Source organism: Microcoleus sp. AT8-A3, assembly GCF_036705675.1.
In the GTDB taxonomy this organism is placed as follows: domain Bacteria; phylum Cyanobacteriota; class Cyanobacteriia; order Cyanobacteriales; family Microcoleaceae; genus Microcoleus.
The window spans coordinates 164,987-179,611 of sequence record NZ_JAUBVD010000003.1; the positions used below are offsets into that span (position 1 = coordinate 164,987).

General features: G+C 44.8%; 13 protein-coding genes. 7 read left to right on the top strand and 6 right to left on the bottom strand.

Going from position 1 to position 14,625, the window contains the following annotated elements; genetic code table 11:
- Positions 1 to 14 precede the first annotated feature (14 nt).
- From QUB51_RS03295 to QUB51_RS03315, 5 genes are all read right to left on the bottom strand, one after another.
- The gene (locus QUB51_RS03295; protein ID WP_333053744.1) at positions 15 to 983 is read right to left on the bottom strand and encodes a TIGR03885 family FMN-dependent LLM class oxidoreductase; all 969 of its coding nucleotides are present in this window, start codon (positions 981 to 983) and stop codon (positions 15 to 17) included.
- Between the two features lie 198 nt (positions 984 to 1,181).
- The gene (locus QUB51_RS03300; protein ID WP_333053745.1) at positions 1,182 to 2,036 is read right to left on the bottom strand and encodes a DUF1206 domain-containing protein; all 855 of its coding nucleotides are present in this window, start codon (positions 2,034 to 2,036) and stop codon (positions 1,182 to 1,184) included.
- A 212-nt stretch (positions 2,037 to 2,248) separates the two neighbouring features.
- Complete coding sequence (locus QUB51_RS03305) at positions 2,249 to 3,301, bottom strand: AI-2E family transporter (RefSeq protein ID WP_333259157.1); 1,053 nt, start codon at positions 3,299 to 3,301, stop codon at positions 2,249 to 2,251.
- Between the two features lie 15 nt (positions 3,302 to 3,316).
- Entirely contained in the window at positions 3,317 to 4,180 is an 864-nt protein-coding gene (locus tag QUB51_RS03310; protein ID WP_333259154.1) for an HAD hydrolase-like protein, read from the bottom strand.
- Between the two features lie 241 nt (positions 4,181 to 4,421).
- Positions 4,422 to 5,843, bottom strand: a complete 1,422-nt coding sequence (locus QUB51_RS03315) for an Nramp family divalent metal transporter (protein ID WP_333053748.1) — start codon at positions 5,841 to 5,843, stop codon at positions 4,422 to 4,424.
- 69 nt (positions 5,844 to 5,912) lie between these two features.
- Between QUB51_RS03315 and QUB51_RS03320 the strand changes: the two genes are divergently transcribed.
- From QUB51_RS03320 to QUB51_RS03350, 7 genes are all read left to right on the top strand, one after another.
- The gene (locus QUB51_RS03320; RefSeq protein ID WP_333053750.1) at positions 5,913 to 6,035 is read left to right on the top strand and encodes a hypothetical protein; all 123 of its coding nucleotides are present in this window, start codon (positions 5,913 to 5,915) and stop codon (positions 6,033 to 6,035) included.
- Positions 6,036 to 6,607: 572 nt separating this feature from the next.
- Positions 6,608 to 7,468 carry a formate/nitrite transporter family protein gene (locus QUB51_RS03325; protein WP_333259151.1) on the top strand — a complete coding sequence of 287 codons (861 nt, stop codon included), beginning with the start codon at positions 6,608 to 6,610 and terminating at the stop codon, positions 7,466 to 7,468.
- A 239-nt stretch (positions 7,469 to 7,707) separates the two neighbouring features.
- Positions 7,708 to 8,322: a hypothetical protein gene (locus QUB51_RS03330; protein WP_333053753.1), complete on the top strand. Its 615-nt coding sequence runs from the start codon at positions 7,708 to 7,710 to the stop codon at positions 8,320 to 8,322.
- A 247-nt stretch (positions 8,323 to 8,569) separates the two neighbouring features.
- Entirely contained in the window at positions 8,570 to 9,610 is a 1,041-nt protein-coding gene (locus QUB51_RS03335; protein WP_333211187.1) for a hypothetical protein, read from the top strand.
- Positions 9,611 to 9,957: 347 nt separating this feature from the next.
- Entirely contained in the window at positions 9,958 to 10,797 is an 840-nt protein-coding gene (locus QUB51_RS03340; protein WP_333211185.1) for a hypothetical protein, read from the top strand.
- A 185-nt stretch (positions 10,798 to 10,982) separates the two neighbouring features.
- Positions 10,983 to 11,549 (top strand): DUF3611 family protein, encoded by a 567-nt coding sequence (locus QUB51_RS03345; RefSeq protein WP_333053759.1) that lies wholly within the window; start codon positions 10,983 to 10,985, stop codon positions 11,547 to 11,549.
- A 422-nt stretch (positions 11,550 to 11,971) separates the two neighbouring features.
- Positions 11,972 to 13,603 (top strand): alpha-amylase family protein, encoded by a 1,632-nt coding sequence (locus QUB51_RS03350; protein WP_333231729.1) that lies wholly within the window; start codon positions 11,972 to 11,974, stop codon positions 13,601 to 13,603.
- A 23-nt stretch (positions 13,604 to 13,626) separates the two neighbouring features.
- Here QUB51_RS03350 and QUB51_RS03355 read toward each other — a convergent pair whose 3' ends face one another.
- On the bottom strand, positions 13,627 to 14,592 hold the full coding sequence (locus tag QUB51_RS03355; RefSeq protein WP_333259147.1) for an S-layer homology domain-containing protein: 966 nt from the start codon (positions 14,590 to 14,592) through the stop codon (positions 13,627 to 13,629).
- Positions 14,593 to 14,625: the final 33 nt, after the last annotated feature.

Genomic DNA, 14,625 nt, shown 5'->3' on the forward strand with positions numbered 1-14,625 from the left:
GGTAGATGCCAACATCAAGTTTTTGTCAGCACTGGCACTACTTTTTCGCCAAACGCCTCAATAAACTGCTCTTGCGATCGGTTAACGTTGTGCAAAATTAGTTCATCAAACCCCAATTCCATATCTTGTTGCAACCACTCAATATGCTGCTCTTGGTCTGCCGAAATGCGGACGTGTTGATATAACTCCTCTGGTTGCACAAACTCCCCGGCCGCATCAAATTGATCGGGTGTTATCAGTTCTGTCAGCATTTTACTTTTGAAGATATTACTACGCCATTGATGATGAGCGCCTTGTAGTGCTTTCTCTGCATTACTGTTATAGGAAAGCTGCACTTTCAAAATCATTGGTTTCCCTTCTCCGCCACCGCGACGAAACGCATCGACGACTTTTTTTAACTTTTCAGGTGGGCGAGAAGTAGTAATTAATCCATCTGCCCAACTGCCCACCCATTCTGCGGTTTCTGGCGTAACTGCGGCGCCGATAATTAATGGGAGAATTTCCGGGCGGGTATAGAGTTTTGCATCTTCTACGCACACTAAACCGCGATGGGTGACGGTTTCTCCTGCCCAAAGGGCGCGGATAATATCGACACATTCTTTGAGGCGCGCGTTGCGATCGCTCTTAGTAGGCCACTTATCCCCAGTAATATGTTCGTTCAACGCTTGACCGCTGCCAACCGTTAGCCAAAAACGATTGGGAAACATTTCTCCCAACGTTGCCGCAGCTTGGGCAATAATAGCCGGATGATACCGCTGTCCGGGAGCGCAAACAACCCGATAGGAAAGCCTCGCCGTTGCTTGCATTGCTGCACCCAACCAAGACCAAGCAAAACCACTTTGTCCTTGCGCTTCACTCCAAGGATGAAAGTGATCGGAAGAAAGGGCATGGGTAAAGCCAGCTTGTTCTGCCATTTGGACATATTTCAGCAGTTCGCTGGGCTTAAACTGTTCGTGGGAAGCATGATAACCAATTTTTGCCATAAGTTTTTAGGAGTTTTGAGTACAGTAGGGGCGGTGCCCCCGTGCCCGCCCTGAGTTTTGAGTTAAAATATCCAGACTTAAAAGCAGGTGATTTAATCAGGACGCCTTGTAAAAGTTTTGAGCTTTGAGTTAGATAAGTTTTTAATTCAAAAAAATTGTTGTACTCAAAATTCATAACTTTCTGCATAACGGGCAAGCTTATGAACCGAAAATTCGCCGATAGCGAGCTTCAATTACCGAGTAGATGCCATAGGCAATTAAACCCAAAGGTACTAGAGCCAAAATCACTGGACTAAAAGGCTGTTGTGCCACAATTCCCAACACATCGCCCAATCCTTTCGTTTGACTGGCATCCGATAGCCTTGCTGCTTGAATTAAGAAAAAACCGATTATAACGAAAACAACTCCACGGGCAGCAATTCCGAATCGACCCAACCGTGTCGCCCAAGTTTGCTCGGTTTGGCTCATTTCATTTAGCTTGAAATGGCGGCGAAATTTGGCTTTATATGCTTGGTAGAAATAAGAAAAACCGACACCAATAACAATTGAGCCTGCCAATCCTACCAGCCATTCTCCAAACGGTTGCGCTAAAATTTGGGCTGTCAAATCTTCGGTTGTATCGCTCTTACCGCCGCCGCCTGAACCCATTATCAGTTTTACAGCCGTTAAAGCTAAACCTGCGTAAGCTAAAGCACTTAAGGCGTAGCCAATGCGTTGGGCAATTCGCTTGGCATCCATTTTCTGTCCTTGGTTTTCTGGGTCGAGAATTGCCTGAACGATACGCAAAAGGGCATAACCAATAATGCCAATCGTTACAAGAAATAGCAGAAATTTACCGAAGGGTTGGTTAACAATTTCTGATAATGCACCGCTAGTATCGGTTGTCCGGCCGCCCATACTGAAGACGGCTTGTGCTGCTAAAAAACCGACAATAAAGTAAACTAAGCCTTTGGAAGCATATCCCAATCTTGCCAGTCGCTCAAACCAGGGATGAGAAGCTGCCTGTCCAATTGAGTCTTTAATGCTGTCGGTGGGTGAGTTGTCCCGTTTCATATTTTTTGACAATTTAGTTGTTAACGACTGCTGCCATACCCAATAGTGCATTCCTGTCCAGCTAACTGAGTTCTTAAACAGATAATTTATGTGATTATTTATTAATTTAAAGATTAGCTTGTTTAGATTTTTTTAAAATCTGTCTTGAGCGGGAGTCTCATCGGTTGATTGAGTAATAAATTTCACATTTATTGGGCTTGACAAATATAGCTTTAGGGGCTATGAGATGGCTTCCATGATGGAGGAGTCTGCCAGCGGTCTAGTATATCTTTGATTAAAACTTCTTTAACCCAAATTTGAATAACAATTAGAATTGGTAGCGCTAAAAATAATCCCAAAAAACCAAAGAAAAATCCGAATGCTGTCACGAGAGCTAAGGTGTAAGCGGGAAGCAGAGATACCTGCTTTTCCATAATGATAGGTGTGACCAAGTTGCCTTCAATTTGTTGAATTAGGAAATAAAGCAACAACACCGCGCCTGCTTTTGAAGGCGAATCTAATAAAGCCAGCAGCAGCGGTGGAATTACGCTTAAAATTGCGCCCATATAGGGAATTAAGGCTAATATGAATGCCAGAAGCCCGTTCACAAAAGGCAGTGGAACTTGCAAAACAAACAAACCAATAATGCTGGTAATACCAATAAAACTCATGCTTAATGCAACGCCGGCCAACCAACCCATTAAACCCTCTTCGCATTTTGAGAGAATTTCATCGGCTCGCTGACGGTAAAAAGCCGGAAAAAGGCTGATAATTGCGTGGCGGTATGGCATCGGATTTACCAGAAGCATGATTGTCAAAACGGTAATTAATAAGGTATTGATAATCAAGGTTAGATAGTTGGAAAACCACAGATAAATATGCGAACTTGTCCACCGAAAAAGCGTTTTAATTTCTTGGGTTAAATCGTCAATACTGGGAAGGTTATCAACTATTTGTCCGGGTAATCTTGCTTGCAACCAATTGCTCCAAAGTCGCAGTTGTTCTATTCCTAGCGGGACGAGTTCGGACAACTCTTGAAATTGATTGCTCAGGCGCGTTACGATGAGAGTTAGCAAGACAGCGCTCGCTGTGACTAGAATCGCCGCTGCTAAGGCGATCGCCACTCCCCGCTTCGCACCCGACTGCTGCAATCTTCGCACTAAACGGTTGAGAGCGATCGCTAAAATTACGGCGGTAAAAAACAGTAAAACAATCGTTCTAATTTTCCACAAAATATAGAGCGAGGCTACCAAAGCCAAAAAACCGATCCACTTTCCTAAACTCACAACAAAAGCCTCTCTCTATTCACCAACACTTAACTCTAGCAGGGAGATTTTTTTGGCTAAACTTTCTACAGCGAGAGTGAGCGATCGCATCAATTCCGAATCCTCACTGTATTCTGCAGAAGCCAAATTCATCAGCCGCTGACTTTGGCTAATTTCTATTTCCTGGCTCCAATCTTGTGCGGTACTATCTTTATAAACCCCAATCGTTATTCCCTGTTGTTCATTCAAAAGCGAAAAACAAGGAATATCTGATGCCCCATCACCCACATAAATGACTTGTGTTAGCGGGATGTGCAATTCTTCCGCCGGAACATCCCGATAAACAAATGTTTTGCCATCGTCTTTTGGATTGTTGTCAACGCCTTTGGCAAGTTGAAACAAATAGCGAGTTTTTTCCGTGTGAGTTACAATTTTTTTGACAAACTCAATCTCGCCCTCTTTACCATAATGGAACTCGCAACCCCACATCGCCTTAAACTTGGGGGCGATGCAATTATTACGGGCAATTTCCACCATGCCGCAGCTAATTATATAAAATTCAACTTCCACTTTGGGGTTGATTGCATAAGCGCTTTGGCGTAGGCGATCGAACATTTCTGCAACGCCATCAAAGGGCGCTAATTTTTTCCCAAAATTTGCTATATATTCCTGGGTTATTTTGTTCCCTTGACGCTTAGATTCCTCGATAATTGCGTAAAATCTGGCTAGAATATTGTCCCAACCGCTATCAATTAAAGGTTGAATTCGCTCGCGACGAAAGGCGAGGGCATCAATATTGAGACTTTCTAACAGACTATCGACGGTATCCGGGACAAGGGTATCGTCGAAGTCAAACACGACGGCGATATAGTTAGATAAAGGTTTGGTTGCGAGAGTCATAACAATTTGAAAGTGAAGGTTAACTAACAACAGCAACTTGATAGTTGCGATTTTCCCAATTTTGGGAAATAGTTCCCAAACAGGTAAAGTGTAAAAACTGAGATATTGCACCAATGTCAATAATGGGATTTTTCGTGGAGTCGGGCGGGTTTATTTAACCTGTTTGCAAGCTTTAAGACTATTGGTGAACCCGCCCCTACAGATCCGGCACGAATGCTGTAATATCTGAGAAAAACACTGTTTAACTTCCTCCTCCACTCGTGCCAATTATCCCGGTCAGTTGTAAAAGATAGATAACTGCAAAGCAGGCAAAAAAGATCCCTGCAATTACCGTTCCACCCCAGATAAACTTCGAGGGTCGCAATTCCTTGGGCAGCATTCGATGATTCACATAAAGCGTTAATCCAGTCACAATGGGAATGTGAGCTGCTTCAATGCCTCCAGCCATTTGTAACAAGGAAACGGGTTCGCCGAAAATCAGATAAATCGCAATGGGTAACGCAGCTAACAGCACTATAATATAAAATCGCTGCAAAAATTTTTCATTCGTCCAGCGACCCTGCACGCCAAATCCTTGCAGTAAAATTTGCGTGCCATCGGCAAACATCCGCCCAAAGCCATCTTGGACTGAAAGCGTGGTGCTACAAAAAGTAATAAAAACAATTGCCACCATAAACCAAAAGCCAAATGGCCCCCAAAGGTTGCCTAGCAAACTACCCAAAATTTCTGCTACTTGTTGTTCTTTTGGCACTAATCCTTGGGGACGCAACAACTCGCCACCGAGAATCAAAAAAGCGAGTGCCGCTAACAGCGCACCCACGACTGCTAAGGTGTTGGAGAAACTCATTAAAGTCACCCAACCCTGCAACCTTTTTACTTGTTCGTGGCTGATTTGATCAAAATCAAGGGGTTGTTCTTGTTTGAGGGAAGCAGCACCGTATCCTCTGGCTTCCACCCAATAGGAATACCACATCAATCCTGCTGCCCCTGCTAGCATAAAACCCAGCCAAGGTAGGATTTCTTGATATTGCACGTTTTGGGGAATTTGAGGTACTAACCCCGCTGCGAATTGTCGAAGGTTGGGAAAAACAAAAATCGCCGCGGCTACCACGGCCAACGTGCGGCCGATGCCGATAATTGAGGAAATTTTTTCAACAACTTTATACTGCCCCATGAACACAATTGCTGCCGTCACAGCGATAATAATCACCGTCCAAAGTTTAACTGTTCCTCCTGTTACTAGAATCAGTGCTGTAGCGGCGGCACCTGCAAGTCCGGCAACTGTGGAAATTGCTACTACCACCTGCGGCAATAAAATCAGCCAAATCGTCCAATTTTTCGGTCCAGGAATTTGCTTAAAACCTTCTAAAATTGTTGCACCCGTACAAACCGAAAACCGCCCGACTTCGTTGTTGATAAACCACTTGAGGATAACAGCCGCTAGCAGCGCCCACAACAGCGAGTAGCCGTAAAGTGCTGCAATTCGAGGTGTAAATAGTAACTCACCAGAACCAGCAGCCGACAGCATCCATAAAAAACTCGGCCCCAACCATTTAAAGCGATCCCAACCCTCTGGTGGCTGCGGGATTTGTTGATTTGTATTTTCACCCTGTTGGTTAGTTATTTGTGCAGAAGAACTGCGATCATCGCTATCTCTATTCATTGTTATTACTAGATTAGTAACTGGTCAACACCGATCGATTTACCCACGATTTATGGTGAGGTTGAAATTGTGGATTTTCATATTCCGGTGCTTCACACTTCGTTAAAACGACGCTTGCTGGTGGCTTTTCCCCAAAGCCCGATTAAACCAAAGACAATTGCGATCGCCAGCAAAAACGTTACATTGAACTGAATGTCAAAGCCACTTGCATGATTGTGCCAACGTAAAACTCACCGCAGGTCTTTGCCAATTGCAAATGAGGGTACGCGCAAAGCCAAAAAAACTGCTGCTAGTCCCAAAAAAACGGCAATCTCCACGACGAATGCGATCGCACTCAGGCTTGACTAGGTTCTCAAATTTGAGAGAGGAGTTTTCCTTCCCAATTACAGCGATCGAACCAGCTAGAAGCCTCCACAATCGCATTCGTGGTTGAATTTTTGAATGGGTCAGGTTTTCTTGTACTCAAGGAATTAATTTTGTACAAAGATGCCTCCTAACACTGCCACTCTTACATTTTCACCCTACACCTCTGTATGGCAAAGATTGTGCAAAATTAAAGCAAATAGCGGAATATCTTACTTAAGATATATTGCTTTTACATTCAATTTTAAAATCACCAAACTTAAGATAGATGTTGCACAACTATTTTTTCTCTACAGACACTTTTTAGAAAAACCCAAAGCTCATTCTCAGGTTAGGCGCGTCGCTATTGTTTAGTTTGTATGCTGAGAACTACGAAGTTCATATAATTTAACAAGAGCGAGATGACACAAAATAGCGATCGAGCCAGCCAAGCAATAGAATTGCTGGGTCAACAAAAGTTGGAACTAAGCGATCGCGATCGTGAAGAGATCATTGAGCGAATCCGTCCCACTGCCTTAATCATTCACGAAACGATTAGGATTGAGGGTGAAAGTGAGTTGTTGCGTCCAGTTTCAGCCCTAGCTTGGTCTGGATTAGCTGCAGGACTATCTATGGGATTTTCCCTAGTGGCTCAAGGTGTACTCCAAGCAAATTTACCGCAGCAATCTTGGAGTTCCATCATTGTCAGCCTTGGGTACAGTATCGGCTTTGTCATTGTGGTGATGGGGCGTCAGCAGTTGTTCACTGAAAATACCCTGACTGTCATTCTGCCTTTGTTAAACGATCGCAGACCCAAAGTTTTTATGCGAGTGCTGCGATTATGGGGAATTGTGTTAGCAAGCAATTTGTTAGGTGCATTCATATTTGCCTCAATAGTTGCACAGGTTGGAGTCTTCCCGCCTGAAATTCAAACAGCGTTTGGCGAAATAGGTTTAAGAGTTATCGATGGAGGATTTTGGATAACTTTATTGCGGGCAATCTTTGCGGGTTGGTTAATTGCTTTAATGGTGTGGCTTCTCCCCGCCGCTGAGTCTTCCCAACTGTGGGTAATTGTTATCATCACTTCCCTGGTTGGGCTAGGTGAATTTCCTCATATTATTGCCGGATCGGTGGAAGTTTTCTATGCAGTGGCAATTAAAGCTGTTTCGTGGCCCGAATATTTTGGCAAATTCATGATACCTACCCTAATTGGTAATATTTTAGGCGGAGTTACCTTAGTCGCTGCCTTAAACCATGCCCAAGTTGCTCAAGATGACCTCTAGAAATTGAGCTAAAATAAACGACATTATACCAATTTAAGGTGAAGTTGCACATATCTCGATCCCCCTAAATCCCCCTTAAGAAGGGGGACTTTGAGAAGAATCTTGTCCCCCCCTTAATAAGGGGGGCTAGGGGGGATCGAGATATGTGCAGCCTCATAAAAAATTGGTATTAAGGACATGGAGAACCCCGATTTCTCTAAGAAGTCGGGGAGGTGCGATCTTAATATAGAAGGAGAGTGATGATGACTACAAACTGGCGTGGCTATCGAGTTGCAGCTTGGGTAGGACAGGCGTTATTAACAATAGCAGTAATAGGTGCTCTGAGTCAGGGAAAATGGCAAAATGCCTTGGGGTTAGCCTTATTCTTAGTAGCATCCCTGGCGTTTGTGGTGATGGTCGATCGCTTGCCAACGCTGTTTGATTTCCTGTTTGTGCTTGCTGCCTTACTCAACGCCGGAGGCTGGGTTTTCGGACTGTTTTACCAACCGGGACCTTATGATGAAATTGTTCATGCTTTCACGACTTTTGCCGTGACTTTAGCATTGAGTTTTTTAGCATACAGTTCAATGCTGACTATTTTTCGCAACCATAAACTGCTGTACTTGCTAACAATAACCAGTTTTGGGATTGCGATTGGTGCTTTGTGGGAAATTACCGAGTGGACGGCTGGTATTGTTCTCTCAACCGAAGTGATTGGGAGCCTGGATGATACGATTATTGATTTAATTATGGATAGTTTGGGAGCTGCAATAGCTGCCATAACGGGCTTATGGACGTTGCAAGAATGGATGCGCCCCAGTGCGACAGTGGGGAATCAAGCATCTATCGCCAATAGTCCGAGCGATCGCACTTAACTGAACTGAAAGGAATATTATCATTTTTTCTTCAATCATCTTTCATCAGATAGATATTTTCTTATTGCCTCCGACAGATGGCAAGCTTTGGAGACTTGAGGTTAAATGGATATATAAGCAACATTTTGAAAGAATGTAGAACGTAGAACACAGACAATCGACCTTGAGCCAAAGTAAATTTTTAATAATTTAAATTTTCTTTTCACATTACTGCAAGAGGTTGGTTGTTGCGATTTAGGAGGATTTTATGAAAATAAAATCATTTTCAACGGCAATTGGACTGGTTCTGTTGGGTTCAACCATTTATTTACCGGAAATTGCCCTAGCTAGCGCCAAACCCTCTATCCAAGTAGCTCAACGAAGAGTAGTCGGCTCGGATATAGACAGTTTTACCGCGTATCCAGTACAGCGATTAGATCCGGGAACTCAACTCTTTTTCGTGCTGCGAGGAACCCCGTATTCTAGAGCTACCTTGACTATCCCAAATGCAGTGCAAAATCTGCCGATGCGGGAGGTTCAACCCGGAGTTTACGAGGCAAACTACATGATTCGCGAGGGCGATCGTATTTCCGAAAATACAGTTGTGCGGGCAAATTTGCAACAAGGCGATCGCATCAGCAGCACCCGCTTGCAACAACCTCTAGTAGCTGGTTATAGCGATCGCCGCTTTCAATCTTTGTCTATTAACCGCTTCACTGCTCAATCCGTACCGCAGTTAGAGCCGGGAACCACGCTCAATTTCAAATTGCTCGGCACTCCCAACGCTACAGCTAATTTCTCCATTGAAGGAGTTGCTTATAACATTCCCATGCGGGAAGAATCCAACGGCGTTTACACAGGGGAATATACGATCCGCAGCCAAGATTATTTCCCCCCTGCAGGTGCGGCGGTTACTGCTAGTTTGCAGTCGGGAAATCAAGTTATTCGTTCCCGTTTAGATCGAGAACTAATTGCTGGCGATGATGGCAGTTCCAACACTGCCGAAATCCCGCTAGAAATTATCACTCCCGAAGAAAATGCTCGCGTCAGCGGGACGGTTGAAGTGGAAGGACGCAGCGCCCCAAATGCGACAGTTAATGTCAACGTTCAGGCTACCTCTTCTGTGGCAGGTTTATTTGGAGTTGAACGAAATATCCTCGAACGCACAATTCGGGCGGATGAACAAGGTAAATTCAGCTTTGCTTTTAAGCCGACCATTTCTTTACCAGGAACCCGATACGAGGTGAATCTCACTTCTAGCAGAGGCGATCGCACCAGCGAAGAAACTTTGGTACTGTTTCAAAATTGAGCGGTGACTCGCGACTATTTGCCCGCGCAAAATCGGGCACACCTGACTAAATTTGAAAGATTCCATCAGGAGATATCTATGTATCAACTAAAAAATCCCTGAAAAAAAACGCCAGGGATATTACAAATCATCTCTGGCAGTTTATTAATCGGTATGCCAACCATGCCTCTTGTTGCATCAGCAACTCCTCAGATGAAACGACTAAATAGGATGGCAATTAAGGAGTTTTAAGAGTTCACCCTGACGGTCAAGTGTTTTTGAATTAGGCTATAAAAAAACCCGGTTTTAAACACAAATTCTGTAGCTTCATCAACAAAATAAACAGAAAAAATCAAGGAGGTTTTTCAATGGTTAATAATCGTTTGAACAATTACACTCAAAAGCTCTCGAATGCTAAGGGAGGAGCGATCGCCCTCGCACTAGCAGCTATCCTGCTTCCGGCTTGTACTACCCCACAGCGACAAGCAACGGCACCTGCACCTGCACCTGCAACACCCGGTACGGTTCCCACGACAACCGAGAATGTGGTTGATAACACAGCACAACTGCTTGGCAAAACTGTGACCATCAGAAGCGAACCAGTCAAAAAATTGGGGCCATCGACCTTTACAGTTAGCGATAAGGAGTTTTTTAGCACCGAATCGATTTTGGTTGTCAATGCCACCGGCAAGCCCTTTGTGCTGCCGACTGAATCAGATCAAGAAGTTCAAGTAACAGGAACAGTTCGCAATTTTGTCCTTGCAGATATTGAGCGCGAGTACAAATTAGGCTTAGAGCCAAACTTGTACGCTGAGTACGAAAGTAAACCTGCGATCGTTGCACAATCGATGGCGCTAGCCCCCACACCGGGTGAACTCACCTCAAACCCCCAAAAATACTACGGCAAGACACTGGCGGTGAGCGGTGAAGTCGAAAGCCTCAGAAGTCCAAACTCGTTCACTTTGGATGAAGACAAATTAATTGGCGGACAAGACTTGTTAGTGATACACACAGTTCCAAAACCAACCGTGCAAGAAGGTGAGAAGGTTGCCGTAACCGGCGAGTTGCGTTCGTTTGTCGTCGCTGAACTTGAGCGGGACTACGATCTGCAATGGGATTTGACCTTGAAGCAGAAGCTAGAAGCCGAGTATACCAACAAACCTGTCTTAGTTGCTACAGGAGTATATCCGTCAGCCATTCCTCAGTAACCAATACACCTCTCTCATAACTACTGCGGGGAGTAGGGGTTAGGCATCCTGTCCTGCCCTTAACCGAGTTTTCTGCAGAAGTCTAATAGCTAACCACCAGGCGATCGCTTGCGACAGGAAGACAAGCAGAACCTCTTTCTTACCTCGTTTATTTTGATGCTCAATTCAGCAATAAGGTGGATATAATGAATCAACCAGAATCCGTGCCGCAACCGCTGACCCAAAGCGAATTCGTCGCAACTTTTCGCTTGTTTAGTAGATTTAGCTTCTGGATACAGTTATTCTTGGGTGCTGTTTCCGGCATTGTTTTATTATTTGCTATGTTGGGTCGCAACATGGGCGAACAAACCAATAATGCAGGTATTGGTTTCGGGGTAGTTTTAGCAATAGTGGGCCTGTTATTGCTGGCGTTTAGAATATTTTGGGATTTTCGCTATCGGCTTTTAGGCCGACTTTTGCACGCCGAAAATTCCCAGGTATATCCCAGCAAAGAACATATTACTCACACCTTACGGATTGGATTAGTTTCTAGTTTGGTGGGGGTATTAATCGCGTTTGTCGCATCTGAAGAAACAGTGGCTGTAGTCCTAGCAAAAACTCTGAGTCAACCGCAAGCGCTCGCAGCTTATACGCCAGAAAATGTGATTCGTTCTCTAGATATTTTTGTGACGATGGCAAACGTCAATCTGATTGGCGCTCACTTTTTTGGAGCTGTTACTTCTCTTGGGTTACTCAATTGGGTAGAAGAGTAGTTGGCACCATGGGCGATCGCTAAAGGCAAACACAACTTCTATGTCCTTATGATTGACAAGGCCTGGCCGATTTAACTAAGGTTGGTGGCGAAAGCACTGCCTTGGCTCCCAGAGAGCGAAGACAGTGCAGCTACAAGCTAAACAAGTTGGCTATTTGCATGAACATCTAATCGGAAATAGCGATCGCTCCTGCTAATGGTAGTCAGTCTGAGCAACCATTTTTTTTCGTAATTGATTTATTATAGCGACAGATATTTCATCGAGCTTGAGATGGATAGATTTTGAATCTGGACAAACAAAACTTAGGCTCATATTCCTAAAAATGAGCTATATCGGTGGCATTCAGCTTCCTAAATAGCCCTGTGGCAGGGTTTCTGAACAAAGCCATTTCCAACAGTTTCTCTATTAAGAAATTTACTGCAATGAAAGACCTCTGGTATAAAAACGCAATTGTCTACTCCCTCGATGTTGAAACCTTCATGGACTCGGACGGCGATGGTGTCGGCGACTTTCAAGGACTGATCGACCGCCTAGACTATTTATCCGCGCTAGGAATTACTTGTTTGTGGTTGCTGCCGTTTTATCCTTCCCCTAACCGGGACAATGGTTATGACGTGATGGATTACTACAACATCGATCCGCGACTGGGAACCCTGGGAGATTTTGTCGAGTTCATGCACCAAGCAAGGGAACGAGGCATTCGCGTACTGATCGATATGGTAGTAAATCATACGTCCAATCAGCATCCTTGGTTTGTGGCAGCCAAAAGCGATAAAAACTCCAAGTATCGCGATTACTATGTGTGGTCAGAAAATCCACCCAAAACAGATCCAGAGTTGCTGGTGTTTCCCGATGCTGAGGAAAGTATTTGGGAGTACGACGAACAAGCAAACGCTTACTATTTGCATCACTTCTACAAAGAACAGCCAGATTTGAATATTGCCAATCCGGCGGTACGAGAAGAAATCTGCAAAATTATGGGTTTCTGGCTAGAACTGGGCGTGTCTGGATTTCGCATTGATGCTGTTCCGTTTTTAATTGAAGGAATTGGCATCGAAGGTGCAGACCCCGAAAAGCTGCGAGGTTTCTTGGAAGAAATGAGAGATTTTGTGTCATCGCGTCAGGGTGATGCTGTGTTGCTGGCAGAAGCAAATGTCGATCGCGAGCAAATTTCTATCTACTTTGCTAAGGGCGACAGAATGCACATCCTGTTCAACTTTTTGCTGAACCAGCATCTGTTTTTGGCCCTGGCGCGTCAAGAATCCACAGCATTGCGCGAGGGACTAAAAACCTTACCGGATATTCCTGATATTTGTCAGTGGCTTAATTTTGTGCGCCACCATGATGAACTGACGCTAGATCGCATTACTTCATCGGAACGAGAGGAAATTTTTGCAGCATTTGCGCCTGAGAAAACTATGCAAATTTTCGGGCGCGGGATTCGTCGCCGCTTACCACCGATGATGGGAGGATCTCGTCGCCGGATTGAACTTGTCTACAGCTTGCTGTTCACCCTGCCTGGTACACCCATGCTGCGCTATGGGGAAGAAATTGGCATGGGGGATGACCTTTCGCTGGAAGGTAGAGACAGCGTTCGCACGGTGATGCAATGGTCAGATGCAGCGAATGGTGGCTTCTCGACGGCTGCAACTGATACTCTTGCCAGACCTGCGATCGCCACGGGAGAATATGGTTACAAACAAGTCAATGTCGTCGCAGCGCAGCGCGATCCTGGCTCATTAATTAACTGGATGGAACGTGCAATCAGCATCCGCAAGCAATGTCCTGAGTTGGGTAGGGGCAAGTGGCACCTTCTGGAAACCGACTGTCCCTCGGTGTTAGCCCACTGCTGCGACTGGGAAGGCAGGACGGTGATTGCTGTCCACAATCTCGCCGACAAACCTTGTACCGCTACGCTCAAATCTAACGAATACAGCAATCTGTGCGACTTATTTGGCGATCGGCTCTATGAATCTCTCGATGCCGAATCGCCATCTATTCCCTTAGAAGCCTACGGCTATCGCTGGTTTCGAGTCAATCGAATCCAGGGGTAAAAAAGTTAATGTTGAGGGAAGAACTAGCGACGTGGGCTCGTAGGAATGTACTTAGCAGTATTCTTGTCTGGAAGCGGTTGTATCTGACCTTGATTGACCAAAGCTTGATGAATTAGGGCAGTAGCACTACCCCGACTCAGCAACTCGTTCGGATTAAGAGCTCTGGGATCTGGATAGTTGACCACTATCTTTGCCTTTGTCGCTGCTGCCACGGGTTCAACCGCATATTTAGGAAGTTTCTCGGCATCTTTATAGTACGACTTGAGAAAATCTAATGCCGAATTTTTAGCAGGCGCAGTTGCAGCTTTTGTCGTTGTTGGTGGAACAGTCTTAGCCGGTTTAGGTGTGGGGGCCGCCCCAGGCTGCAGCCTTGCGACTACAGGTAATAACGGCTGCATCAAAACAGTCGCTGCGAGGGGAAATGCCAAACGGTTCCTAGCAATTCGACGTTTATTTACTGGAGTTTGCCTTGCTGGAGTTGCAGCAGATCGATCGGTTTTGACAACAGGGGGATTGTAATCCATATTTAAACCCCTCATTAACACAACTAATGCTTGTGCCTTAGTCAAGGACTGCTTCGGACGAAACTCATTTCCGGGAAAATCATTCATAAATCCCGTTTCATAAGCTTCTTGAATCGGAGTTTCTGCCCAGTAGTTTTTAGGCACATCCTTAAAGTAACTTCCACTCGGTATCTTTCTAACGCTGGCTCGATTAAAAGCTTGGCGGATCATCGCCGAAAATTCATCCCGATCCACAGCCTGTTTGGGTCTAAAAGTTCCGTCTAGATATCCGGTAACAATCTCTTTTTCAGCTAAGGAATCAATAAACGGACGCGCCCAGTAATTCGGCGGTACATCAGGAAATTTCGATTTAGCTTGTTGAGCAGCAACTTGCTGGGAAGTTAGCACAAAGCCAGTGCCACTGACACTAATTGCTAAAGCTAAAAAGGCTACGCTGATTGACGGTAAATGCCTGCGATTAGTCATGATAAATTTCCTCCTGATTTTTGCATTTTTAAC